24 protein-coding genes, 5 tRNA genes and 2 pseudogenes are annotated in these 25045 nt (G+C 33.7%); 6 read left to right on the forward strand and 25 right to left on the reverse strand.

Annotated features, from left to right (window positions below):
* From ABJM36_RS14750 to rpsU, 17 genes and pseudogenes are all read right to left on the reverse strand, one after another.
* Positions 1–781, reverse strand: a pseudogene (locus ABJM36_RS14750) (DNA-directed RNA polymerase subunit beta'); the annotation flags it as partial.
* 32 nt (positions 782–813) lie between these two features.
* Positions 814–4626 (reverse strand): DNA-directed RNA polymerase subunit beta, encoded by a 3813-nt coding sequence (gene rpoB / locus ABJM36_RS14755; RefSeq protein ID WP_348452269.1) that lies wholly within the window; start codon positions 4624–4626, stop codon positions 814–816.
* A 192-nt stretch (positions 4627–4818) separates the two neighbouring features.
* Positions 4819–5193: a 50S ribosomal protein L7/L12 gene (rplL, locus tag ABJM36_RS14760; protein WP_348452270.1), complete on the reverse strand. Its 375-nt coding sequence runs from the start codon at positions 5191–5193 to the stop codon at positions 4819–4821.
* A gap of 65 nt (positions 5194–5258) precedes the next feature.
* Positions 5259–5780 (reverse strand): 50S ribosomal protein L10, encoded by a 522-nt coding sequence (gene rplJ / locus ABJM36_RS14765; protein ID WP_348452271.1) that lies wholly within the window; start codon positions 5778–5780, stop codon positions 5259–5261.
* Positions 5781–5801: 21 nt separating this feature from the next.
* Complete coding sequence (gene rplA / locus ABJM36_RS14770; RefSeq protein WP_348452272.1) at positions 5802–6491, reverse strand: 50S ribosomal protein L1; 690 nt, start codon at positions 6489–6491, stop codon at positions 5802–5804.
* A 19-nt stretch (positions 6492–6510) separates the two neighbouring features.
* On the reverse strand, positions 6511–6948 hold the full coding sequence (gene rplK, locus ABJM36_RS14775) for a 50S ribosomal protein L11 (RefSeq protein ID WP_144116615.1): 438 nt from the start codon (positions 6946–6948) through the stop codon (positions 6511–6513).
* A 73-nt stretch (positions 6949–7021) separates the two neighbouring features.
* Complete coding sequence (gene nusG, locus ABJM36_RS14780) at positions 7022–7576, reverse strand: transcription termination/antitermination protein NusG (RefSeq protein ID WP_092851658.1); 555 nt, start codon at positions 7574–7576, stop codon at positions 7022–7024.
* Between the two features lie 11 nt (positions 7577–7587).
* Positions 7588–7782: a preprotein translocase subunit SecE gene (gene secE / locus ABJM36_RS14785; RefSeq protein ID WP_348452273.1), complete on the reverse strand. Its 195-nt coding sequence runs from the start codon at positions 7780–7782 to the stop codon at positions 7588–7590.
* A 51-nt stretch (positions 7783–7833) separates the two neighbouring features.
* Positions 7834–7906, reverse strand: a tRNA-Trp gene (locus ABJM36_RS14790).
* Positions 7907–7970: 64 nt separating this feature from the next.
* On the reverse strand, positions 7971–9158 hold the full coding sequence (tuf, locus tag ABJM36_RS14795) for an elongation factor Tu (protein ID WP_348452274.1): 1188 nt from the start codon (positions 9156–9158) through the stop codon (positions 7971–7973).
* A gap of 67 nt (positions 9159–9225) precedes the next feature.
* Positions 9226–9297 (reverse strand) — tRNA-Thr (locus tag ABJM36_RS14800).
* A gap of 89 nt (positions 9298–9386) precedes the next feature.
* Positions 9387–9459: transfer RNA gene (locus ABJM36_RS14805), tRNA-Gly, on the reverse strand.
* 59 nt (positions 9460–9518) lie between these two features.
* Positions 9519–9600 (reverse strand) — tRNA-Tyr (locus ABJM36_RS14810).
* A gap of 33 nt (positions 9601–9633) precedes the next feature.
* Positions 9634–9707, reverse strand: a tRNA-Thr gene (locus ABJM36_RS14815).
* A 111-nt stretch (positions 9708–9818) separates the two neighbouring features.
* The gene (raiA, locus tag ABJM36_RS14820; protein ID WP_144116618.1) at positions 9819–10121 is read right to left on the reverse strand and encodes a ribosome-associated translation inhibitor RaiA; all 303 of its coding nucleotides are present in this window, start codon (positions 10119–10121) and stop codon (positions 9819–9821) included.
* Between the two features lie 36 nt (positions 10122–10157).
* Positions 10158–11048 (reverse strand): tyrosine-type recombinase/integrase, encoded by an 891-nt coding sequence (locus ABJM36_RS14825; protein ID WP_348452275.1) that lies wholly within the window; start codon positions 11046–11048, stop codon positions 10158–10160.
* Positions 11049–11366: 318 nt separating this feature from the next.
* Positions 11367–11561 carry a 30S ribosomal protein S21 gene (gene rpsU / locus ABJM36_RS14830; protein ID WP_348452276.1) on the reverse strand — a complete coding sequence of 65 codons (195 nt, stop codon included), beginning with the start codon at positions 11559–11561 and terminating at the stop codon, positions 11367–11369.
* Positions 11562–11813: 252 nt separating this feature from the next.
* On the opposite strand from rpsU, the gene ABJM36_RS14835 reads away from it, so the two are divergent.
* The 3 genes from ABJM36_RS14835 to ABJM36_RS14845 are packed head-to-tail and all read left to right on the forward strand — an operon-like array spanning position 11814 to position 13096.
* Positions 11814–12254 carry an SRPBCC domain-containing protein gene (locus ABJM36_RS14835; RefSeq protein WP_348452277.1) on the forward strand — a complete coding sequence of 147 codons (441 nt, stop codon included), beginning with the start codon at positions 11814–11816 and terminating at the stop codon, positions 12252–12254.
* Between the two features lie 27 nt (positions 12255–12281).
* Positions 12282–12650: a DUF2200 domain-containing protein gene (locus tag ABJM36_RS14840; RefSeq protein ID WP_348452278.1), complete on the forward strand. Its 369-nt coding sequence runs from the start codon at positions 12282–12284 to the stop codon at positions 12648–12650.
* A gap of 5 nt (positions 12651–12655) precedes the next feature.
* Positions 12656–13096 (forward strand): DUF1801 domain-containing protein, encoded by a 441-nt coding sequence (locus tag ABJM36_RS14845; RefSeq protein WP_348452279.1) that lies wholly within the window; start codon positions 12656–12658, stop codon positions 13094–13096.
* Positions 13097–13530: 434 nt separating this feature from the next.
* Here the strand turns inward: ABJM36_RS14845 and ABJM36_RS14850 are convergent, their stop codons facing one another.
* From ABJM36_RS14850 to ABJM36_RS14875, 6 genes are all read right to left on the reverse strand, one after another.
* Positions 13531–14697, reverse strand: coding sequence for an acyl-CoA dehydrogenase family protein (locus tag ABJM36_RS14850; RefSeq protein WP_348452280.1), 1167 nt, complete (start codon positions 14695–14697; stop codon positions 13531–13533).
* On the reverse strand, positions 14698–15480 hold the full coding sequence (locus ABJM36_RS14855; protein ID WP_348452281.1) for a helix-hairpin-helix domain-containing protein: 783 nt from the start codon (positions 15478–15480) through the stop codon (positions 14698–14700).
* Positions 15481–15613: 133 nt separating this feature from the next.
* Positions 15614–17314 (reverse strand): alanine/glycine:cation symporter family protein, encoded by a 1701-nt coding sequence (locus ABJM36_RS14860; RefSeq protein WP_348452282.1) that lies wholly within the window; start codon positions 17312–17314, stop codon positions 15614–15616.
* Positions 17315–17419: 105 nt separating this feature from the next.
* Positions 17420–18439 carry a potassium channel protein gene (locus tag ABJM36_RS14865; protein ID WP_348452283.1) on the reverse strand — a complete coding sequence of 340 codons (1020 nt, stop codon included), beginning with the start codon at positions 18437–18439 and terminating at the stop codon, positions 17420–17422.
* Positions 18436–18663 (reverse strand): PspC domain-containing protein, encoded by a 228-nt coding sequence (locus ABJM36_RS14870; protein WP_348452284.1) that lies wholly within the window; start codon positions 18661–18663, stop codon positions 18436–18438. Before ABJM36_RS14870 ends, ABJM36_RS14865 begins: the two co-directional genes overlap by 4 nt.
* A 156-nt stretch (positions 18664–18819) precedes the next feature.
* Positions 18820–20091 carry a DUF2851 family protein gene (locus ABJM36_RS14875; RefSeq protein WP_348452285.1) on the reverse strand — a complete coding sequence of 424 codons (1272 nt, stop codon included), beginning with the start codon at positions 20089–20091 and terminating at the stop codon, positions 18820–18822.
* 82 nt (positions 20092–20173) lie between these two features.
* Between ABJM36_RS14875 and ABJM36_RS14880 the strand changes: the two genes are divergently transcribed.
* Complete coding sequence (locus ABJM36_RS14880) at positions 20174–20569, forward strand: DUF2721 domain-containing protein (RefSeq protein ID WP_348452286.1); 396 nt, start codon at positions 20174–20176, stop codon at positions 20567–20569.
* A gap of 462 nt (positions 20570–21031) precedes the next feature.
* On the forward strand, positions 21032–22858 hold the full coding sequence (locus tag ABJM36_RS14885; RefSeq protein WP_348452287.1) for a hypothetical protein: 1827 nt from the start codon (positions 21032–21034) through the stop codon (positions 22856–22858).
* A gap of 21 nt (positions 22859–22879) precedes the next feature.
* Here the strand turns inward: ABJM36_RS14885 and ABJM36_RS14890 are convergent.
* Both ABJM36_RS14890 and ABJM36_RS14895 read right to left on the reverse strand, forming a co-directional pair.
* A pseudogene (locus ABJM36_RS14890) lies at positions 22880–23712 on the reverse strand (sterol desaturase family protein).
* A gap of 23 nt (positions 23713–23735) precedes the next feature.
* Entirely contained in the window at positions 23736–24227 is a 492-nt protein-coding gene (locus ABJM36_RS14895; RefSeq protein ID WP_348452288.1) for a YkgJ family cysteine cluster protein, read from the reverse strand.
* 92 nt (positions 24228–24319) lie between these two features.
* Here ABJM36_RS14895 and ABJM36_RS14900 point away from each other — a divergent pair, with 92 nt between their 5' ends.
* Positions 24320–25018: a class I SAM-dependent methyltransferase gene (locus ABJM36_RS14900; protein WP_348452289.1), complete on the forward strand. Its 699-nt coding sequence runs from the start codon at positions 24320–24322 to the stop codon at positions 25016–25018.
* Positions 25019–25045 lie beyond the last annotated feature (27 nt).

The following is a 25045-nucleotide window of genomic DNA, read 5'->3' on the forward strand; positions in this document are numbered from 1 at the left end:
CCGGAATTACTTTCATAATCATCCATTCTGGTTCGTTTTCTCTATTCTCTTGAGATTCCCTTAACGCCTCAACAACTTGTAATCGTTTAAGTGCTTCAGTTTTTCTCTGCTTAGAAGTCTCTGTATTTGCTTTGTGTCTAAGCTCAAAAGAAAGCTCTTTAAGATTGATTCTACCCAATAAATCAATTAAACACTCTGCACCCATTTTAGCTATAAACTTATTAGGGTCAGAATCTTCTAAATACTGATTTTCTTGAGGAATCGTATCTAAAATATTCAAATACTCTTCTTCGGTCAAGAAATCCATTTTATTGATTTCTTCACCTTCTGGACCTTTAGCAATACCTGGTTGAATTACTACGTAACGTTCGTAGTAAATGATCATATCCAATTTCTTGGAAGGTAAACCTAAAAGATATCCTATTTTATTAGGTAATGAACGGAAATACCAAATATGTGCAACTGGTACTACCAAGTTAATATGACCTACACGGTCTCTACGAACTTTCTTTTCAGTTACCTCTACACCACAACGGTCACATACGATACCACGGTAACGAATACGCTTATATTTACCACAAGCACACTCATAATCCTTTACAGGACCAAAAATACGCTCACAGAACAAACCATCACGTTCAGGTTTGTGAGTTCGATAATTGATAGTTTCTGGTTTTAAAACCTCACCTCTAGACTCTGCTAAAATAGACTCTGGTGATGCTAAACCAATTGAGATTTTGTTGAATCTCTTAACTGTATTTTTATCTTGTTTTCTTGCCATAATAAATGGTTGAAATGAATTTAATTAATTAACTACTCCTCTAATCTGATGTCTAAACCTAAACCTTTCAATTCGTGCATAAGTACGTTGAATGATTCTGGTAAACCTGGATCTGGCATTGGCTCACCTTTTACGATTGCTTCGTAAGTTTTAGCTCTACCAATTACATCATCAGATTTTACAGTTAAGATCTCGCGTAAAGTACTTGATGCTCCATAAGCCTCAAGTGCCCAAACTTCCATCTCACCAAAACGTTGACCACCAAATTGTGCTTTACCCCCTAATGGTTGTTGTGTTATTAATGAGTAAGGTCCAATAGAACGTGCGTGCATTTTATCGTCTACCATGTGTCCTAGTTTCAACATGTAAATCACACCAACTGTAGCTGGTTGATCAAAACGTGCACCTGTTCCACCATCATATAAATATGTATGACCGTATCTAGGTATACCTGCTTCATCCGTTAAAGCATTAATCTGATCGATATTTGCACCATCAAAAATTGGTGTTGCATACTTACGATCTAATTTTTGACCTGCCCAACCAAGAACAGTTTCATAAATCTGACCAATGTTCATACGTGAAGGTACACCAAGTGGGTTTAACACAATATCAACTGGCGTTCCATCCTCTAAGAAAGGCATATCTTCCTGACGAACAATACGTGCAACAATACCTTTGTTACCGTGACGTCCTGCCATTTTATCACCTACTTTTAACTTACGTTTCTTAGCAATGTATACTTTAGCCAATTTAATAATACCAGCTGGTAACTCATCACCAACAGAGATTGTGAATTTCTCACGACGTAAAGCCCCTTGTAAATCGTTCTCTTTAATTTTGTAGTTATGTACTAAATCTGCAACTAACTTATTAGTATGCTCATCTGTAGTCCATTTACCTGACACTAAATGCGCATAATCATCAACCGCATTTAACATTTTTAGTGTAAACTTTTTACCTTTTGGTAAAACCTCTTCACCTAAATCGTTAAAAATACCTTGAGCTGTTTTACCGTTTACAATAGCAAATAGTTTTTCAACTAAAACATCTTTTAACTCGTCAAATTTTCTATCGTATTGCGCTTCTAAAGCTAAGATATCATCTTTATCTTGTGCTCTTTTACGCTTATCTTTTACCGCTCTTGCGAATAATTTCTTTTCAATTACAACACCATGTAATGAAGGTGAAGCTTTTAAAGATGCATCTTTAACATCTCCCGCTTTATCTCCAAAAATAGCACGCAATAATTTCTCTTCAGGTGTTGGATCAGACTCACCTTTTGGTGTAATCTTACCAATTAAAATATCACCAGGTTTAACTTCGGCACCAACGCGAATCATTCCATGCTCATCTAAGTCTTTAGTAGCCTCTTCAGAAACATTAGGAATATCATTTGTTAATTCCTCATTACCTAGTTTAGTATCTCTAACTTCTAAAGAATACTCATCAATATGAATAGAAGTAAAGATATCTTCACGAACAACTTTTTCAGAAATTACAATGGCATCCTCAAAGTTATACCCTTTCCAAGGCATAAAGGCTACTTTCATATTTCTACCTAAAGCAAGCTCTCCTTTTTGCGTTGCATAACCTTCACATAAAACTTGTCCTTTAGTTACTTTATCTCCTTTGACAACAATAGGTTTAAGGTTGATAGAAGTTCCTTGGTTAGTTTTTCTGAATTTTACTAATTGATATGTTTTAACATCAGAATCGAAACTTACTTTAGCTTCATCTTCAGTACGATCATATCTAATTTGAATTTCTTTAGCATCAACATAAAGTACTTCACCATTTCCTTCAGCATTAATTAATACTCTAGAATCTGATGCTACCTGACGCTCTAAACCTGTTCCAACTATAGGTGCATCTACTCTTAATAAAGGCACGGCTTGACGCATCATGTTAGATCCCATCAAGGCTCTATTCGCATCATCATGTTCCAAGAATGGAATTAACGAAGCAGATATAGATGAAATTTGGTTAGGTGCAACATCTGTATAATGCAGTTCATTAGGATCAATTACAGGGAAGTCACCTTCCATTCTTGCAATTACCTTATCATGTAAAATTTTACCGTTTTCATCAACTTTAACAGTTGCTTGAGCGATTAACCTTTCTTCTTCCTCTTCTGCACTTAAATATGTAGGCTCATTTTGAATATCTACAACACCATCTGTTACTTTTCTGTATGGTGTTTCAATGAATCCCATGGAGTTCACTTTAGCAAATACTGAAAGTGAAGAAATTAAACCAATGTTTGGTCCCTCTGGTGTTTCAATAGGACATAAACGACCGTAATGCGTATAATGCACATCACGAACCTCAAATCCCGCTCTTTCTCTAGATAAACCACCTGGTCCAAGAGCTGATAAACGACGCTTATGCGTAATTTCAGCTAAAGGGTTGGTTTGATCCATAAATTGAGATAACTGGTTTGTACCAAAGAAAGAATTAATCACAGACGATAACGTCTTTGCATTAATTAAATCAATTGGTGTAAATACCTCATTGTCACGAACGTTCATACGCTCACGAATAGTACGAGCCATACGTGCTAAACCAACACCAAATTGAGAAGATAATTGCTCACCAACAGTACGTACACGACGATTAGATAAGTGATCAATATCATCAATCTCAGCTTTAGAATTGATAAGCTCAATTAAATATTTTATAATGGTAATGATATCTTCTTTGGTAAGCACTTGCTTATCCATTCCGATATCTAAACCTAATTTTTTGTTCATTCTATAACGACCTACTTCTCCTAAAGAGTATCGTTGGTCTGAGAAGAATAATTTATCTATAATTCCACGCGCTGTTTCCTCATCTGGCGGCTCAGCATTACGTAATTGTCTATAGATATGTTCAACAGCTTCTTTTTCAGAGTTTGTTGGATCTTTTTGAAGCGTATTATGAATAATAGCATAATCTCCTTGCTCATTAGATTCTTTATGTAAAAGAATCGTTTTAACCTCTGCTTCAAGAATTTCTTCTATATTTTCTTTATCAAGAACCGTATCACGATCAAGCACAATTTCGTTACGCTCGATAGATACAACTTCTCCAGTATCTTCATCAACAAAATCCTCATGCCATGTATTTAATACACGCGCAGCTAATTTTCTTCCTAAATACTTTTTTAATCCAGATTTTGAAACTTTAGCTTCTTCAGCTAAATCAAAAATCTCTAATATATCTTTATCACGCTCAAAACCGATGGCACGGAAAAGCGTAGTAACAGGTAATTTCTTTTTTCTATCAATGTATGCATACATCACCTGGTTGATGTCTGTAGCAAACTCAATCCAAGATCCCTTGAATGGTATAACTCTTGCTGAATATAATTTTGTTCCATTAGCATGGAAAGACTGCCCGAAGAATACTCCTGGAGAACGGTGTAATTGAGAGACCACTACACGTTCTGCACCATTAATACAAAATGTACCAGATGGTGTCATGTAAGGTATTGTTCCTAAGTACACATCTTGAACAATAGTTTCGAAATCCTCATGTTCAGGATCGGTACAATATAACTTTAATCTTGCTTTAAGCGGAACGCTATATGTAAGTCCTCTTTCAATACACTCTTCAATAGCATATCTTGGTGGATCTACGAAGTAATCTAAAAATTCTAAAACGAATTGATTACGAGAATCAGTAATTGGAAAGTTTTCCATGAAGGTATTATAAAGACCTTCATCACCTCTTTCTTCAGATTTTGTCTCTAATTGGAAAAAATCCTGAAAGGATTTTATCTGAATATCCAAGAAGTCTGGATAATCTGTCTTATTTACAATAGACGAGAAATTTAATCTTTCAGCTTGTGTTGATAACATCAATGGACGGAATTTTGATTAAAAAATAGTGATAGTGCTTTTAAACACTAGTTAAACATTAAAATATGTATCCATAGTTTAACGCGATTTTGCAATTTATTTTGCTATATCATTATATACGCAAAATGGTCTAGGTGTTATCCCGCTAGAAGCGGGATATACCTAAACCTTTGTATTATTGAGTTGTAAAGCTTACTTAAGCTCAACCTCAGCTCCAGCCTCTTCTAAAGATGCTTTTAATGCTTCAGCTTCATCTTTAGTAACACCTTCTTTGATTGCACTTGGTGCATCATCAACTAATCCTTTAGCTTCTTTTAATCCTAAACCAGTTAATTCTTTAACTAATTTTACTACAGCTAGTTTAGAACCACCTGCCGCTTTTAAGATTACATCAAATTCAGTTTGCTCTTCTGCAGCCTCTCCAGCAGCAGCACCACCAGCAGCAACAGCTACAGCTGCAGCAGCAGGCTCGATACCATACTCATCTTTTAATATAGTTGCTAACTCGTTTACTTCTTTTACAGTAAGGTTAACTAATTGTTCTGCGAAATCTTTTAAATCTGCCATTTTTCTATCGTTTTAATAATTTTGTAATAATAATATAATTGTAATAAAGTGCGTACTGTTTAATACTATTCTGATCTCTCAGATAGCGTTTTAATAAGTCCAGCTATAGTTCCGCCACCTGATTTAAGTGCAGAAATAACGTTTTTAGCAGGCGATTGTAATAATCCAACAATCTCTCCAACTAACTCCTCTTTAGACTTAATATCAACTAACATGTCTAATTGCTCATCGCCAATATAAACTGCTTCCTCAATAAAAGCTCCTTTTAATAAAGGCTTTTCTGATTTTTTACGGAAAGTTTTAATTAACTTAGCTGGTGCATTACCTGTTTCAGAATACATCACAGATGTATTTCCTTTTAATACTGATGCAAGGTCTCCAAAATCTCTATCTGAAGCTTCCATTGCTTTTTCAAGTAATGTATTCTTAACAACTGCCATTTGCACGTTCGCCTTATAAGCAGCACGACGCAAATTAGATGTAGTTCCTGCATTTAATCCTGAAATATCTGCTAAATAGATATTTGAGTTATTAGCTAATTCTGCAGTTAATTCCTCAATTACTTGTGATTTTTCTTCTCTAGTCATAATTTGAAAGTTTTAACTTAATTAACCAATTTTAGGATCAATAGCTAAACTAGGGCTCATTGTAGAAGACATAAATATGCTTTTTACATAAACACCTTTAGCGGTTGTCGGTTTTAGTTTCATTAATGTTGTTAATAATTCATTTGCGTTACCCGCAATTTTATCAGCACTAAATGATGCTTTACCAATAGCAGCGTGTACAATACCTGTTTTATCAACTTTAAAGTCAATTTTACCTGCTTTTACTTCACTTACTGCCTTAGCAACATCCATAGTTACCGTTCCTGTTTTAGGGTTAGGCATTAAACCACGAGGACCTAATACACGTCCTAAAGGACCTAATTTACCCATAACACTTGGCATTGTAACGATAACGTCTACATCTGTCCAACCACCTTTAATTTTATCAAGGTACTCATCTAAACCAACGTAATCTGCTCCAGCTTCCTTAGCTTCCGCTTCTTTATCTGGTGTTACTAATGCTAATACTTTCATGTCTTTACCAGTTCCGTGTGGTAATGAAACCACCCCTCTAACCATTTGATTAGCTTTACGAGGATCTACTCCTAAACGTACTGCTAAATCAACTGATGCGTCGAACTTAGTATTGGTAATCTCTTTAATTAAAGCAGATGCCTCATTTAAAGAATAAACTTTACCTTTTTCAATTTTTGCTAAAGCCTCTTTTTGCTTTTTTGTTAATCTTGCCATTTTTTAATGCTTTAATAGATTAAGAAGGGAATTGCCCTGTTACGGTTATACCCATCGATCTTGCTGTACCAGCAACCATTTTCATAGCAGACTCGATAGTAAATGCATTTAAATCTACCATTTTGTCTTCTGCGATGGTTTTAACCTGATCCCAAGATACTTTAGCTACTTTTTTTCGGTTTGGCTCCCCAGATCCCTTCTTCACCTTTGCAGCTTCCAATAATTGAACTGCTGCTGGTGGAGTTTTAATTACAAAGTCAAATGATTTGTCTTTGTAAACAGATATAACAACAGGTAATACTTTACCTGCCTTATCTTGGGTTCTGGCATTGAATTGCTTACAGAACTCCATGATGTTAACACCTGCAGCTCCTAAAGCGGGTCCAACCGGTGGCGATGGATTCGCAGCACCTCCCCGAACTTGTAACTTAACTACTTTACCTAATTCTTTTGCCATTTTTAATAATTTAATTTTTTGATGTTATCTTTCTTTTGGAAGCGAAAGACTCATCTATCGTAATGTAACACTATTATACTTTTTCAACTTGCATATAACTTAATTCCAATGGCGTTTTTCTTCCGAAAATCTTAACCATTACTTCAAGTTTACGCTTTTCTTCATTAATTTTCTCAATAGTTCCATCAAACCCATTGAAAGGACCATCGATAACTTTAACGGTTTCACCTTTAGTAAAAGGAATTGCTACATTTGCCGTTTCTTCTACTGAAAGCTCATCCACTTTACCTAACATCCTGTTAACTTCAGATTGTCTTAATGGCACAGGATCTCCACCTTTAGTTTCTCCTAAGAAACCAATTACATTAGTAACCGATCTAATAATATGAGGAACTTCTCCAGTTAAGTTAGCTTGAACCATAATATATCCAGGAAAGAATGTTTTCTCTTTCTGGATTTTTTTTCCGTTACGGATTTGAATCACTTTCTCTGTAGGCACAAGTACTTGATCAACATAATCTTCTAAACCTAAACGAGCAATTTCATTCTCGATATAAGTTTTGATTTTGTTCTCCTGACCACTTACTGCACGAACAACGTACCATTTTTTTTCACTTACTTCAGACATAAATTCTCTTTTTAACTAATCGATTGAAAGTAAGCTGTTATAACTTTACTAAAAACTGTATCCACACCCCAAATAGCAAGTGAAAATATAATAGAGAATACAGCTACCAAAACAGTTAAACTTTGTGCTTCAGCCCAAGTTGGCCAAGACACATTATTCTTTAACTCTCCGAATGATTCTTTAATATAGTTTACTAATCCAGCCATGACGTTATTTTATTTTTAATCCAAATTGAAATGTTACTCAATTTTTTCTTGCACGGGCGGAGAGACTCGAACTCCCGACACCTGGTTTTGGAGACCAGTGCTCTACCAACTGAGCTACGCCCGTAAATACAAGTCAAGGTATTCTGAGTAAACAGAATACCTTAGCTTATATATTTATTTAAACTGTATTAGTCTAATATTTCAGTTACCTGACCTGCACCAACAGTTCTACCACCTTCACGGATTGCGAAACGTAGACCTATATTCATTGCAATTGGTTGAATCAACTCAACAGTAATAGTTAAGTTATCTCCAGGCATAACCATTTCAACTCCATCAGGAAGCGCGATGTTTCCAGTTACGTCAGTTGTACGTACGTAGAACTGTGGACGGTAGTTGTTATGGAATGGAGTGTGACGTCCACCTTCTTCTTTTTTAAGGATATAAACCTCAGCTTTAAATTTAGAGTGTGGTGTTACAGAACCTGGTTTAGTAATTACCATACCTCTTGAAATTTGAGATTTCTCAATACCTCTTAATAAGATACCAGCGTTATCACCAGCTTCACCTCTATCTAATATTTGACGGAACATTTCAATACCAGTAATAGTAGAAGTTAATTTCTCAGCTCCCATACCGATAATTTCTACAGGATCTCCTGTATTAGCAACACCAGTTTCAATACGACCAGTAGCAACAGTACCACGACCAGTAATAGAGAATACATCTTCGATAGGCATTAAGAATGGCTTATCCATATCACGTACAGGCTCTTGAATCCAATCATCACAAGCTTGCATTAATTCTAATACAGTATCAACCCATTTTTGCTCACCATTAAGTGCACCTAAAGCTGAACCTGAAACTACAGGACCATTATCTCCATCGTATTCATAGAAAGATAATAAATCTCTAACTTCCATGTCTACTAATTCTAATAACTCTTCATCATCCACCATATCAACTTTGTTCAAGAAAACAACGATACGAGGAATACCTACTTGACGACCTAATAAGATGTGCTCACGAGTTTGTGGCATAGGACCATCAGTTGCAGCAACTACTAATATAGCACCATCCATTTGAGCAGCACCAGTTACCATGTTCTTTACGTAATCGGCGTGACCTGGACAGTCAACGTGTGCGTAGTGACGATTTGCTGTTTGATATTCTACGTGTGAAGTATTAATTGTAATACCTCTTTCTTTTTCTTCTGGTGCGTTATCAATTTGATCAAATGATCTCGCTTCCGAATAACCTGCATCAGCTAATACTTTAGTAATAGCAGCAGTTAAAGTTGTTTTACCGTGATCTACGTGTCCAATTGTACCAATATTTAAGTGTGGTTTTGAACGATCGAAAGTTGCCTTTGCCATGTTTTTAAATAATTTTAATCTTAGTTATATAATAATATTAGTGTAATCTTTTTTTTAATCTTAATAGAGCCAATGACGAGAATTGAACTCGTGACCTCTTCCTTACCAAGGAAACGCTCTACCCCTGAGCTACACCGGCGTAAAGTTTTTATTTCCTATTCTTTCAAAACAACCATTACCTATTGTTATTTATGAAAGAAGAGATTCCTGCCTTCGCAGGAATTTTAGAGCGGGAGACCAGGTTCGAACTGGCGACATTCAGCTTGGAAGGCTGACGCTCTACCAACTGAGCTACTCCCGCAATTTTGATAAATTTTCATTTACCGAATTCCAATATTTAAAAAATATTTAAAAAAGTTGTGGGGAGAGCAGGATTCGAACCTGCGAAGACGTAGTCAGCAGATTTACAGTCTGCCCTCGTTGGCCGCTTGAGTATCTCCCCAATTAACTTATTTTTAATATTTTAAAGAACTTGAGCCGATGGAGGGACTCGAACCCACGACCTGCTGATTACAAATCAGCTGCTCTAGCCAGCTGAGCTACATCGGCTTTTCAAGAATTTTTTTACTAAAAAACCACATAAAAAAAGCCCGCTATTTCTAACGGACTGCAAATGTATAGATTTTTTACATTATTCAAAACATTTTTTAATAAATTTTATTATAAATGTGCTCTTAATTTCTCTTTTCGCTTTTTTAACTGTCTTTCTAGAGATGCAACTGCCATATCTGCGCCTTCTTCAAACGTTTTACATTGCTTCTTTACAACGAAGCTATCACCGGGTACACTTACTTTTGCTTCAAATATTTTATTTTCTTTATCACTTGTGTTTTCTAATTTTAAAAAAACTTCCGATTTGATAACTTTATCATAAAACAAATCTAATTTATCCATTCTTTGTTGAATAAAATCTATCAATTTTTGGTCTGCATTGAAATTTACTGATTGGGTGTTTACTTTCATACTCGTTTTTTTTGGTTAGACAATAATTTTAAAACCCTATTTTTTACTCCTTGGGTGTGCATTAATATGCACTTTTTTCAATTCGGCTATACTATTATGTGTATACACTTGTGTGGAAGCTAAACTGGAATGTCCTAGAAGTTCTTTAACAGCATTTAAATCAGCACCTTGATTTAACAAATGAGTAGCGAAGGAGTGCCTAAGTATATGGGGACTCTTCTTTACTTTTGAAGATGCCAAACTAAAATACTCATTTATTATTCTGTAAACAAGTGTTTCGTATATTTTAACGCCTTTTTTTGTTAAAAACAGCTGTTGGACATCTATAATACTATCTAGACTTTTTCTAAAACTTAAATAGGTTTCTGCGGTTTCCACTACAGTCTTTAATAACGGTACAATACGTTCTTTATTTCTTTTACCTAATACTTTTAACGTATTATTATTTAAATCTAAGTTGCTAAGTTTTAACTCCACCAATTCAATTCTTCTAATTCCGGTAGAATAAAATAATTCAATAATGAATTTATTCCTTACGCTTTCAAAATCGTTTGCCAAGCTTAAATAGTCTAGCACAGATTCTATTTCCACTTCAGAAAAAGGTATTTGTAATTTTTTACTTGTTTTTAAGGCTTTATGTTTAGATAGTGGGTTTAGGTCTATATCGCCCGTTTTTAATAGAAACTTATAATAAGTATTTAACGCCGATACTTTTCGGTTTATAGTCCGATTAGAGATTCCCTTTTCTACTAAAGTTACAATCCAATTTCGTATTTGTGGATAGTTAACCTGATTTATAGAATTTGAGTTGTATTCGTTTTTTATAAATTCTGAAAACTCATTTAAATCGTTTTGGTAAGCATTTACTGTTAATTTGGAATAGTTTTTTTCTAATAGTAGATAATCTGTAAATGAATTGAAGAGCATATTAACTTAAGTTGAAATATGAAGATACAATAGTTTTGTTTAATCTATATTTATTGTGATTATTTTTTTGACACGAACATCACGAATAGTTATAAGTTACTATTTATTAAAAAATCTATTTCTATAATTGTTGTGTAAATGAATAGTAAGGTTGTTACGCTGAGATGCCCGAATTTTTTGAAGAGTTTCACAGAGCATTTCAGCTTTCTCTTTAGTTATTCGTTTAATTTGAAAGTATTAGAATCCTCTATACACACATAGTGTTAAAAAAAAATCCCACTATAAATAGCGGGATTGTTATGGTTGTAAAAAAGATTTTTAAACATTTTCTGCATCTCTTAAGTTTTGAATATATTGTGCTTTTTTTAATTGCGCTCTACGTTCAACTGAGGGTTTAGTAAACTGCTTACGTTCTTGCAACTGATTTTTAACCGTTGTTCTAACAAACTTACGTTTGTAACGTTTTAATGCTCTCTCTATATTTTCTCCTTCTTTTACTTGAATTTTTAACATAGTGTCTTAACCTCCTCTCTTTTAGAATTTTCAGGCTGCAAATATAAAAAGTAATTTAGAATGTGCAATAGTATGGGTTAGTATTTTTCTTAGGTTGTTTTGTTGTTAAATTTCTAACTTGACTTTGCAAAAAATTTCAGCTACCTTCGTATAGTTGTGGTTATATAACATTAAAACGAATTCATATTCGTAAAACATTACTAGAATTAGACTCAACATATAAATTATTTTCAATGACTAAAAGAATTCAATATGAGACTAGAATCTAATGCAATTATACAAATTCAGAAACCAGTAGAAGAGGTTTTTGAAGGCATTGTAAATCCGGAGAACATGACCAAATATTTCATTTCGGAAAGTAGTGGGAAATTGGAAACGGGAAAAGAGGTCATTTGGAAATTTCCTGAATTTCATGATAAGTTCCCAGTAAATGAAATCAAAATAGACACCAATCGTACAATTTCCTTTGTTTGGGATCCAGAGACGGTTGTAAAAATTACATTAGAAAAATTGCCAGACAATAGTACCATAGTAAGAGTAAATGAAAACGGTAAGGAACTAAATGAAAACAACTTAAAATGGGCTTTGGAAAATTCGGGAGGTTGGGCAAATTTCTTAGCCTGCATGAAAGCCTATCTGGAGTATGGAATACAACTTCGAAAAGGCGCATTTGACTTTATGCGAATAAAATAAAACAATTAATATAAAAAAATTGTCATAATGAAAGTTACAGCCGAAAAAAATGAAAAGATTGCCAATATGATATTTGCATCCATTTATCCACATTACCTGAATAGATTGGAGAAAAATGGAAGAACAAAAGAAGAGCTCAATCAAGTAATTAAATGGTTTACTGGCTTTGATCAAGATGCTTTACAAGCCCTTATTGATGATAAAGCAACCTTTAGAATATTTTTTCAAAAAGCTAAAATAAATCCAAACGCTCACTTGATAAAAGGAGTCGTTTGTGGTTATCGAATTGAAGAAATAGAGGATGAATTTGAACTATATAAACAATGCAGGCAGCTAGAAAAGCTAATTGATGAATTGGCAAAAGGCAGAAAGATGGAAAAGATTTTGCGACAATAATTAAAATGATGGCAAAAACGACTTACACGGGAAAAAATGTAACAGATTTCATTAACTCATACGTTGACAATGAACAAAAAAAAGCTGACAGTTTTAGTTTGATCAAATTGATGCAGAAATGGTCTAATGCTGAACCTAAAATGTGGGGACCGACCATTATCGGATTTGGCACCTACCATTACAAATATGCCAGCGGACACAAAGGTAATGCCCCTGTTCTTGGATTTTCACCGAGAAAAACAGCGTTCTCACTCTACGTTTATTCTGATACGGAAAGAAGTAAATTATTGTTAGCTGAACTCGGTAAATTCAAAATGGGCAAAGCTTGTATTTATGTAAAAAGGCTCTCTGATATCAATATTTCAGCTTTACAAGAACTCTGTATAGAATCAATTAATTACATTAATGAGCATCACGAATGTTCTTGCAGAAAAAGAACAAACTAATTAACGATAGAATAAAAACTACAGGTAACAACCTACCTAAAAATTGCAATTTTAAGATTAACCAATGCGAGTTGCTTTGTTTGCTTGTTGCCCATTTTCCTTAGAAAAAACCTCGTTATCAAACAAAAAGTTCACATATACAAGAATGTTAAAGGCACCTCTGCTAAAAACACCAACCTTCAATAAAGCTGAGACCTTAGCAAACAAGTCCGTTAGGGATTTAAACAGCATCCTTTTACTTTTAGTTAAAAATAGCCTGAGTATTTAATTAAATTAAAATCTAAATTGATAGATTCTTGCCTTTGCAGGAATGAAAAAAGTAAAAGATATAATGGAAAGCCCTACCCTTTATGGGGAACCTGCCTGCGGTAGGCAGGCGCCCAACTTCTCGATACAATTTCGATAAAAATCGAAACCACATGAAGTGACAACAATTAAGTTGCTGGCTTGTACTCTTTTTTGTCGATGATAATTTTTGCGAGAATCTCTCTAAGAATTTCTGAAGTTCCACCACCAATAGGTCCTAACCTACTATCGCGCAGCAACCTTGCCATTGGGTACTCTTCCATGTAACCGTAACCGCCTAAAAATTGTAGGCACTGGTAAATAACCTCGTCGGCCATTTTGGTTGACTTTAGTTTAGACATGGTAGCCTCCTTTACAACATACTCGCCATTGTTTAACCTAGCGGCTATGGTATAGTTAAAGATTTTGTTTATTTCTAGATCAGAATATAAATCTGCGATACTGTGGCGTAAGGCTTGAAATTTATCGATACTTCTACCAAATGCTTCGCGTTCGTTCATGTATTTTAGCGCATACTCTAGCGCAAATTCTGCACGGGCATGAGCATTTATCCCCATAATTAAACGTTCTAAAGAGAAATGTTGCATGATATATGAAAAGCCTTTATCCTCTTCGCCCATAAGATTTTCTAGCGGTACTTTTACATTATCGAAGGCTATTTCGCCTGTGTCTGAAGCCCGCCACCCTAGTTTATCTAATTTCGTAGCCGACACTCCAACCATATCGCGATCTAGTACAAATATACTTATGCCTTTATTTCCTAATTCTGGTGTTGTTTTGGCCGCTACAATTAAATAATCACTTAATACACCATTTGTAATAAATGTTTTTGAGCCGTTAATTATATAATAATCACCTTGCTTTACTGCAGTGGTTCGCATACCTGCAACATCGCTTCCGCCAAAAGGTTCGGTAATGCAAAGGCAACCTATTTTATCGCCCGTAATACTTGGTGCTAAATATTTTTGTTTGATGGCCTCATTGCCTTCGGCATTTAAATGCGTCATAGCCAAATAAACATGGGCCCAAATTGCGGCTGCAAAACCGCCCGAGTTTATTTTTTGAAGTTCTTCGAGTAGAATAACGGTGTAGAATAAATCCAGATTCATACCTCCGTAGGATTCTGGATAATTGATACCAAAAAAGCCCATATCGCCAAATTTCTTCCAGATAAACCTGTCGATTATACCTGTTTGCTCCCATTTTTCGATATGCGGAACAACTTCTTTTTGTAAAAAATCTTGAAGGCTTTTTCTAAAAAGATTGTGTTCTTCGGTGAAGTACATGCTATTCATTTATTTTTCTTTTTCGAAGTGCAAATATAATTCAATTATCTTGATTTTATTTACAGGGAAGTCTTTTACTTTTTTTAATTGATTTATAGAACTAAACCCCTCAACTAAGGTGCGTTGCTCAATAATATTATGGGCTACATCGTAATCTATATGCGGCACAGTTACCAAATCATCTACCGTAGCGGTATTGATATTGAGTTCCTTAACTGCTTTTGGTGTTTTTACAGTAAATTGATTGGTGATTTTTTCGATGACTTCGGGTGTTAATCCGTAAACATCTTGAAGCTGAATATCTGCAATAAATCCGCCAACAGATTTATTTCTGTATTTAATTATCCGATCGGACAACACCTTTCCTACTCCATTAATTTTTTGAAGTTGTTGTGCTGTTGCCGTGTTTAAATCTTGTTTTTGAGAATAGGTTTTAGGCTGGTTATTATAATTAGGTGACAGATTTCTGTTAGTCGTAATCTTAGGTTTAGGGTTAGTTATCCATTCTGGGAATTTAAAAAACGGAGCTAAAGCATTTAATAAGGAATCTGAAACTTTGGTAACCTCTTGAAATTGTTTGGTAGAATTAATCCACTTGTTTTGTTTTCTGAACGCCAACAGCCTGTCAATTTCTTGGTTGCTCATACCTAATGAAGCGCCTTTAAAATCTGTAATATAATTAGGATTGAATGGGTATAGTTTAGGTTTACTAGCTTCGAGTTGTACCTGTCTTAGTGAGTCTATTTCTTTAGTGAAATTTGCTAATTCCTCTTTATTTATTTCAAAATCCAATGATTTAAAACTAATAAAAAAGCATGCGCACTGACAAAGAATTATAAGAATGAGTAATAAAAAAATCCCATTCCGTTGTTTTTTAGAAAACGTAAAATGGGATTTCATATGTTTTATTTTTTTTTAAAATTAACTACGAGTCTATGGCTTCCTTTTTAAGGTTTATAGCACTTAAGTAACGTTTTAATTGTTTTTTAACCACCGGAAATAATAAGAACAATCCAACCATATTAGGAAAAATCATAGCGAAAATCATGGCATCTGAGAATGACCAAATAGAGTTCATGCTTGCTGCTGCACCAATTACAACAAAGGTTAAGAATAATATTTTATAAACTAAATCTGCTACTTTTCCTCTTCCGAATAAGAATTTCCAAGATTGTAATCCGTAATACGACCATGAAATCATAGTAGACACTGCAAATAATACAACAGCAATAGTTAAGAATACATTAGAGTATGGTATGTATTGAGCAAAAGCTTGAGATGTAATTCCAGCACCTTCATAAGGTAAGCCATCAATAAAAATAGCTCCAGAACCATCGCCTCCATATTCAAAGAAACCGCCAAGGTTAAAAATAACAATAACTAAAGCAGTCATTGTACAAATAACAACAGTATCAATAAAAGGTTCTAATAAAGCCACTAAACCTTCTGAAGCAGAATATTTAGTTCTTACTGCTGAATGCGCAATAGATGCCGAACCTGCACCAGCCTCGTTTGAAAAGGCTGCACGTTGAAAACCTACTAATAACACACCTATTAAAGAACCAACACCAAATGCTGTAGGGTTAAATGCTTCGCTGACAATAAGTCCAATAGCATCATCAATTAAAGTAAAATTACTTAGAATGATATATATACATGCTACAATGTACATAATAGCCATAAAAGGCACTACTTTTTCTGTTACTTGAGCAATACGCTTAATACCACCTATAATTATAATCCCAACTAAAATAGCCAATACAAGACCTACAATAGCTCCCGCTGCGGTACTTTGCCAATTAAATAATTCTTTAATTACAATTGTTGCTTGGTTAGATTGTGCCGCATTACCACCACCAAAAGAACCACCAATACAAAATATCGCAAAAATACTTGCGGCTATTTTCCCTATGGTTTTAAAGCCTTTTGCCTTAAGTCCTTTACTTATGTAATACATTGGGCCACCATAAACCGTTCCATCTTCGCCAACATCTCTATATTGAACACCTAAGGTACACTCAACGAATTTTGTTGACATACCAAGTAAACCACAAACTATCATCCAAAAAGTAGCTCCCGGACCACCAAGAGCAATAGCTAAGGCTACACCTGCAATATTACCATTACCAACTGTACCAGAAACCGCTGTTGCTAATGCTTGAAAATGTGAAACTTCACCTTCTGAGCTTTCATCTCTAATGGTATCTACAATGTCTCCATCTATTGCTAAATCATCCTGCACACTTATTAAATGCTCTTCAATATCAACATTTGATAAATCTTGACCTTGAGCAATACCTCCTTCGCCGTAAAGCTCTTTAGCTCCATGCCTTTCTATATCTTCATACTTCCCTCTTACTGTACTAATTGCAGTCCAGAAATATCTAATATTGGGGAACCCAAAATAAATTGTGAAAAATAAGGCACTACCTACCAAAAGGACTAAAACGAAAGGAATAGTGTAGGCATCATCTTGATATATTGGAAAGAAAATAACATCTGTAAAAAATTGTGCTACAGGAGCAAAAGCCTGATCTATTTTTTCGTCAAGCCCTAACTCTTCTTCTTGGGCAAATGTTAAAATTGGAATTATTAAGGTAAAAATTGAAAGAAGATATTTCTTCATAAGGTTGTTGTTAGTTAATTTTTATTGAAAGATTCTTACTAAAGACAAGCAAGATGCTAAAAAAAAATGATTTTTTAAAACAAAGGCTGTTAAAAAGCGAAAGCGTTAATCGATATTGTACTCTGTATTTAGGGCTTCAATCTGTTCTGGCCGTCCTAAAATAATCACTTTAGAGTTACGTGCTAATTCCATATCTGCCTCAGGATTAACAAGATACTCACCATTCTCATCTTTATAACCAATTACAGTACATCCTGTTTTTCTTCTAAGATCTAAATCTTTTATAGTTCTTGGCTTACTAGAGTCATAAAATTTCTCTACAGCAATTTCTTCTATATTTATACCTGACTTTCCCACAATAGATAGATTATCAATAAATTCCATTAAACCAGGAACCACCACCAAGGATGCCATATGGTCGCCACCAATCTTGTCTGGTAATATAACATTATTAGCACCAGCAAATTTCAGTTTATTGTATGAGGATTCATTTGATGCACGACTAATAATATTTATTTTGCTATTTAACTGTCGTGTAGATAGTACAACAAATAAATTATCTGCATCGTTTGGAAGTGCTGAAATAAAACAAGAAGCTCTATCTACACCTGCCATAATAAGCACCTCATCTTCATTGGCATTACCTATTACATAAGGCACATCGTCAAGCTGCAAACGCTCCTCCAACTCTTTATCTTTCTCAATAACAATAAACTCTTTATTATGAGCCTTAAGTTTTACTGCTGCTTGCTTACCATTTCGTCCGTAACCACAAATAACAATATGGTTAATAAAACCATCCATCTTTTTTTGCATCTTTTTGTGTTTTAATTCTTCTAAATCATTTTTACTTAAAATGTATTCGGTAATTACCGACAAGGCATAACCTACTATAACAACACTTGCCAGAATTAAGAATATTGTAAAAATTTTTGATTGATCATCTAAAGGAACAACCTCACCAAATCCCACTGTTGTCATGGTTATAACGGTCATGTAAAACGCATCGACTAAAGAGTAGCCAGAAATCATGATATAACCAAAAACACCAATAAGCATAATAACAACCAGTAGAAAAAAGGCTGTATAAATTTTAGTTCTAAAAAACTTAACTAGTGGGTTCATAAATCAAAAACCGATGAGCGTTTAGTATAGACTAAATCCTTAATACGCATCCAAAAAGCTAAAAACATATATAAGGCAAAACCAAAACCTACGGTTACAAAAGTAATATACATAAATGATGTTCTAACAACTTTGGCTCGAATACCAAAACGATCGGCAATACGTTGGCAAACGTAGTAACCATGTTTCTGAAAAAACAATAATGGTTTATAGATATTGTTCATGCTGCAATTTAACACATACTTTTTTAGTTTAAAAGTTTATACCCGTAATTGTTCTAGATTAGGTATTAAAATCGAAATCTTAAATTATTAACGGTTATTTTAGGTATTCGTTTAAAACTAAAAGGGCCTTTTTCTTAAATTCTTTAAAATAGCGCTTTATTTATTGATGAGTGCGTTTCCTACAGCACATTTTAAACATTTATTTTTATCGCAATATTCTGTTTTTAGCTGAATCAAGGCTTGAGAATCTTTAGATGATTTGGAAACTTTTTTTAATCCATTAAACGCATTAACAATACTGTTTTTTTCTGAAGCCAATAGTGATGCTATTTCCAAAATTTCGGTATCTATGTCTTGACCTTTTTGTTTGGCGTAACTGAATTTAATAGGAAGAATAGTATTGATAAGCAATAAATCTATAAAGGACTTTGACAACACTTTTTTTGAACCTTTAGATTCCTTTTGGAAGGTATAGTGGGTTTTCCAAAACTCTGAAGTAGAAACTTTAAAAAGGTTATAAAAATCATCTAATGTATTAAACTCAATAATTTTGGAAAATAAATTTTGATGTATGTTATACAGACTTGCCAATTGAGACAATCTAATAGTTGGAAAGTTTGGTGGTCGCAATCTAAAAAACTGAATGAGTAACACATTTGAATTAGATAGTTTGAATTTAAGTTTTAAAAATCGATACTCTTTTTGTAATCCGGAATAATACGCGTTTTCAACATCCTGGTCCAATTGTCCTGCTTGCCCAAATAACAAAGCTTCTAAAGCCTGAGGATTGGATTGCGTTTTTCTAACAATCGAGAAATCGATGGATTGGGCTAAACTAAAAAAGGAGTCACCATTTACTTTCAATCCAAAGTTTTTAGTTAGCATTTTAAATAATACGGCTTCCCAATCATTATTTGATGCCTTAAGAAGTGTTTCTATGGTTTCCGATTTTCTTTCTAAACGCTCAAAATACAAACGCTCTAACCAATTTGCTAACACAAAATCATCAGTATTATCAAAATCATTTTCGCAATTAATCCATTTGTTATCCGAGGCAAAAAGCCTTTTGTAATTACTTAATAAAGCTTCATCAATAACATCTTTTAAAACAAGTGTTGGTATGGGTGTATTGTTATTTCTAAAGACTTCGGTGTCATCTTCCCAAACTACATGTAGAATAACATTATCATAAGCCGAGTCTTGCTCGTGGCCATGCAAAAACCAATCTGATGCTTTAATATGTATCTCCACATTACCCGCCCAAAGTTGCTCTCCTATTTTAAGTATAGCATTAAAAAAGTCCGAACCCGAATTAAAATTATGTTGCCCTACCGAGTTTACAACTACAGGTTCACCTACAGTAGTTTTTAAATTATGAATTTGAAATTTTTTATGTTTCCAAATGTAGTGTAAGAAGTCTTCTCGCATATTGAAAGATAAAATACCGATTTAAATATAGCAAATTCAAATTGGTTATTTATAATTTAGCATAATTAAAAGATGATACTCTATGGAACAATTAACGCTTACCACACCTGCTCTTTTATTTTCGGCAATTTCCTTAATCATGTTAGCTTACACCAACAGATTTATTGCCTATACAGCAGCAATAAGAGATTTGTATGACAAGTATCAAAAAAATCACGACAAGCGTTTTTACAAACAAATTAGAAATATAAAACATAGATTATACCTTACCAGATACATGCAAATTTTAGGTATTACCAGTTTACTTTTTTGCGTATTAACTATGTTTTTAATTTACATACAGCAAAATACCATTGCCGTGTGGATATTTGGTTTAGCATTATTATTACTTATAGCGTCACTTTCCCTTTTAATTGTAGAAATTCAAATTTCAGCTAAAGCTTGGGAAGAACACATTAGTGATATTGAGAATGGTTAAAATAAAAAAAATCACAATTAAAGTTATATCTATTGGGTTTTTAATCAAATTTTTACAGATGCAAATATATTGTGGTTTTAATTTAACTTGAATTGAACATATAATTTTAAAGACAAATTTTTCATTGAAATCAATAATGACAAATATTTTATTGTTTCACTAAATGTTTTAGCTATCACTAACATTTTTTACATTATATCACAACCAAATATATTTTAAATCGTAAACATATTAAAAACAAATTTACACATAAACAACTCAAAGAGAGAAAGTTATTACTGTACTAAATTTTGATATGTCAGAAAAAACACTTATTTTTAACAAAATATCTTCCTATACTTTTTTGGCAATTAACAAACTCTAAATTCATTATTTATGAAAAGGAGTACATTAAAAATTAATACGAATTAATCGTATCCAATTGCAAAATAGACACATTAATTAACCAATACTTGACTCAAAATGAAAAACAAAATCTTCATTATAGGCTTGTTGTTACTAGTTTTACCATATAACTGTAAAATACTAACTGAAAGAGGCTTAAACTCAAATGATTTACCTAGGGACAAAACTACTCTAGCTGACTGTATCCCTTTTGAAAAGGATTCTGATGAAACTAAAGCAAAACAAACCGTTTTTGAAAAGTATCAGAATATGGATAAAACTTCAAAAGGTAATATTATTCCAAGCGCCTTAGTTGGCTTGTTTATTTACGAATTTAATAAATTTCAAAAAGGAGAGGCTCCATCTAATAGTCTTGAAAAAAAGATGTTCTTAAGATTTCAAAGTTTAGCGCCAAAAATTAAAGCTAATTTTGAATGCTCAGTTAATAGCTTTAACACATTAAATGCCAAGGCCAAAAAAGCGTTTATACCAAAAGAATTTTTGACTAATTCATCATTATCTATTCAACAAATTCAACGGCTACTTGCAAAAGAAATTATATCCAGATCTAGTGAATCTATTTTTAACAATTTAGATTGTTTGGAAGAAGAAACTCCTGGTCTAGAAAGGAGTTTCACTGAAGAGCCAGACCCTAACGACGATGTGGGTGGTAAAATTATTAATTTTCCTATTATTTATAAAATTAATGGATTACGAACAGTACATTTTTTACCAAAAATAAGTGGTTTTGCACTTAGAAATGAAGAAGTTCAACGTGAATGCGATGTGGTACAACAAAACGGTGAATTTGTACAAGATTGTCATGTAGTGGTTGAGAACTGTGGAGGCAATGTCTTTACCGCTTCAACAGGAGTTAATATTTGTATGGCTGTACCTCAATTACAAAAAGGAGGCGCCGTACTATTAGATGGAGTTAACTTTCATGATGTGACAGGAACGATTGAAATAAAAGCAAAAGGAAATACAAATTTCACAAGGGAAATACAAGCTCATGTTTGTGGGGATACAGATGTACCTGATACTTCTGTAATTCATGGTGTAGAAGATAAGATTCTCTTTACTATACCAGAAGATTTACCCATTGGAGTTTATGAAATTAGAGTGGTAATGCCTAGCTTAGGTAACAACGGAGGTAATTCAAAATCGGAGCCCGTGTTTTTAGAAGTTGTAACAAGTCCAAATGACCAATTTAGCATCGCAACAGAGCACATAAAAGCCAAAGATGAAACAGGCCATTTAAATATTACAGGATCTGATGAAGTAGGCATACAAATAACAACAGTTAAACTTGATAGTGATTTAACCGTTTCGGTTAATGGAGAAAACGAACTTCCACTAATTGAATTTGGAGATTTTGATTCGGGTGAAGAAAGAGAAATGAACCGTGTATTATATAACGGACAAAATGCTGCTGTAGCAATTGGCGTTATGGGTTTTGAAATAGATAGTAGAGAAGCTTTTGAACAAGAAGTACAGGGGTTTTTAGATGCGTTTAAATTTGTAATTAACGATCAGTTGTCTGAAATATTCTCAGGTGCGCTAGGAACTGTAGGCACCTCTATAGCTTTAATGGCTGGTGCATCAACAGTAGTTGCTGCAGCTATAGGAACTGCAGTTGTTGTTGCTGTTAACATAGCAATAGCACTTTGGGCTCCTGCTGATTTAATTATTGAGGACACCATGGTCTTTTCTCAACTTAATTTAGGAAGACTTACAAGTCAAATTATTGATACAAATCCACAATCATATTCTACACCTGGTGGCGTAAATGTTAGTATTGATCCTGTAGAAAAAAATGTAAATCATTATAGAGAAGATAGAACTTACAAAGGTGATGATAACTCTACATATTTAATAAGATACAGATATAACAAGACTAACTAAATAATTATAAAATGGTTAAAACTAGAAATCGAACGATGTTGGTTTTTGATATTTCTGAAAAGGTTGTTTTAGTAAATCTTTAATATTGCTGTTTTCTTTTTCATTTGGAAACACATCAACACCATAAACTATCTTACCAGTATCTAATTCTTTATAGGTTCCAAAAAGTCTATCCCATACCGAAAAAATATTACCGTAGTTAGAATCTGTATATGGCATTTTATAATGATGATGCACTTTATGCATGTCCGGAGATACTATAACATAACTAAGTAATTTATCTACTTTTTTTGGCAATTGAATATTAGCATGGTTAAATTGTGTAGCAACTACTGACAGCGACTGGTATAATAATACTAATGCAATAGGTGTACCCACTATAAAAATTCCGGCAAGCGTAAAGACATAACGAATAACACTCTCTAAAGGATGGTGCCTGTTTGCTGTGGTGGTATCTACATTATGATCGGAATGATGCACCAAATGCACCACCCAAAGTGGTTTTACTTTATGCTCGATTAAATGTGGTAAATATGCCCCAATACAATCTATTAAAAACAACCCAAGAATACCATATAACCAAACAGGCATTTCTGGCAACCAATTTAGAATTCCAAAATTATTAGCCATAACCCAATCGGAAGATTTTAAAAACAAAAAGGCTAAGGGTAAATTAACAAGAATGGTAGTTAAAGTGAAAAACAAATTAGGTATTGCATGTTTCCATTTCTTGTATTTAAATCCTATTAAAGGAATAACACCTTCTAAAACCCAAAAAAAGTTAAACCGCCAACAATAATTAATGCTCTGTGGTGGGTAGGAATGGTTTCGAAGTAGTTTAAAATAGCTTCCAAATATTTAGTTTTTTCTAAATATACTATTTTATTCTTTTCTTCATTTCTTCTACAATGTTAAAAGCGGCTGGACAAATGGCAACATTCCTTAAAGTTAAATTGGAAATTTGCTGAAACTTTTTTCTATCGGTATGAGGAAATTCTCTGCAGGCTTTAGGGCGAACATCGTAAATAGAACAATAATTATCTGCACCTAAAAAAGTACAAGGCACACTTTGTAAAACATAGTCATTTTCCTCATCAACACGCAAAAACTGACTAATAAATTGCTGTGTTTTCATTTTAAAATGCTTAGCAATTCTATCTACATCTTTATCTGTAAAAAGTGGACCTGTCGTTTTACAACAATTTGCACACTCTAAACAATCGGTACGCTTAAATTCTTCGTCATGCAAGTCTTGCATGATATAGTCTAAATTTTTTGGTGCCTTCTTTTTTAGCTTGGTAAAGAATTTTTTATTCTCGTTATGTTTATCTTTGGCGCGCTTTGGAAGATTATTGATGATGTCTTGCATGGTGTAAAAATAGTATAATTTATGAAATTTTCGCTTCCGCGGAAATGAAATGAGATTCCCTTGAAAAAGGGCATGAAACAATTAGATTTTTTATGAAAGACCTTTTCGGCAATGCGTTATTAGATTACCAAAACGGAAATTATACGCAGGACATTACAACTTCAACCAATATTTCTGATGAAGATGTTTTGCCACTACCCTATTTATTTAGAGCTTTTAAAGACATGCCTACTTTAGAGCAAAAAGCTTTAAAGCTTTGTAAAGGATCTGTTTTAGATGTAGGTTGCGGTTCTGGGATTCATAGTTTGTATTTACAAAAAAAAGGTTTTAAGGTTAAAGCTATCGATGTATCCAATGGTGCTATTGAGGTTGCTAAAAAACGTGGTGTATTACATGCTGAAGTTTTACCGCTTTTAGGCGAACATCACACTTTTGATACGATTTTACTTTTAATGAATGGCACTGGAATTTTTCAAGAACTAACTCAGGTATCAAAATATTTAGCACATTTAAAAAGCCTATTAAATACAAACGGGCAGATTTTAATTGACTCCTCGGATATTAAATACATGTACGAAGATGAAGATGGCGGCTATTGGATGGATATGAATTCGAGTTACTACGGTGAATTGGATTATTTTCTGAGTTATAAAAACGAAGAAGAAGCTCCTATGAAATGGTTGTATTTAGATTTTGAAACGTTAAAACTAGCTTGCGAAACGCTAGATCTTAAATGCGAATTGGTTTTAGAAGGAGAACACTTTGATTATTTAGCTAAAATTACAGCTTAATTAACATCTTTTATAAAATAATGCTCT

Source organism: Algibacter sp. (genome assembly GCF_039977455.1).
Taxonomy (GTDB): domain Bacteria; phylum Bacteroidota; class Bacteroidia; order Flavobacteriales; family Flavobacteriaceae; genus Algibacter_B.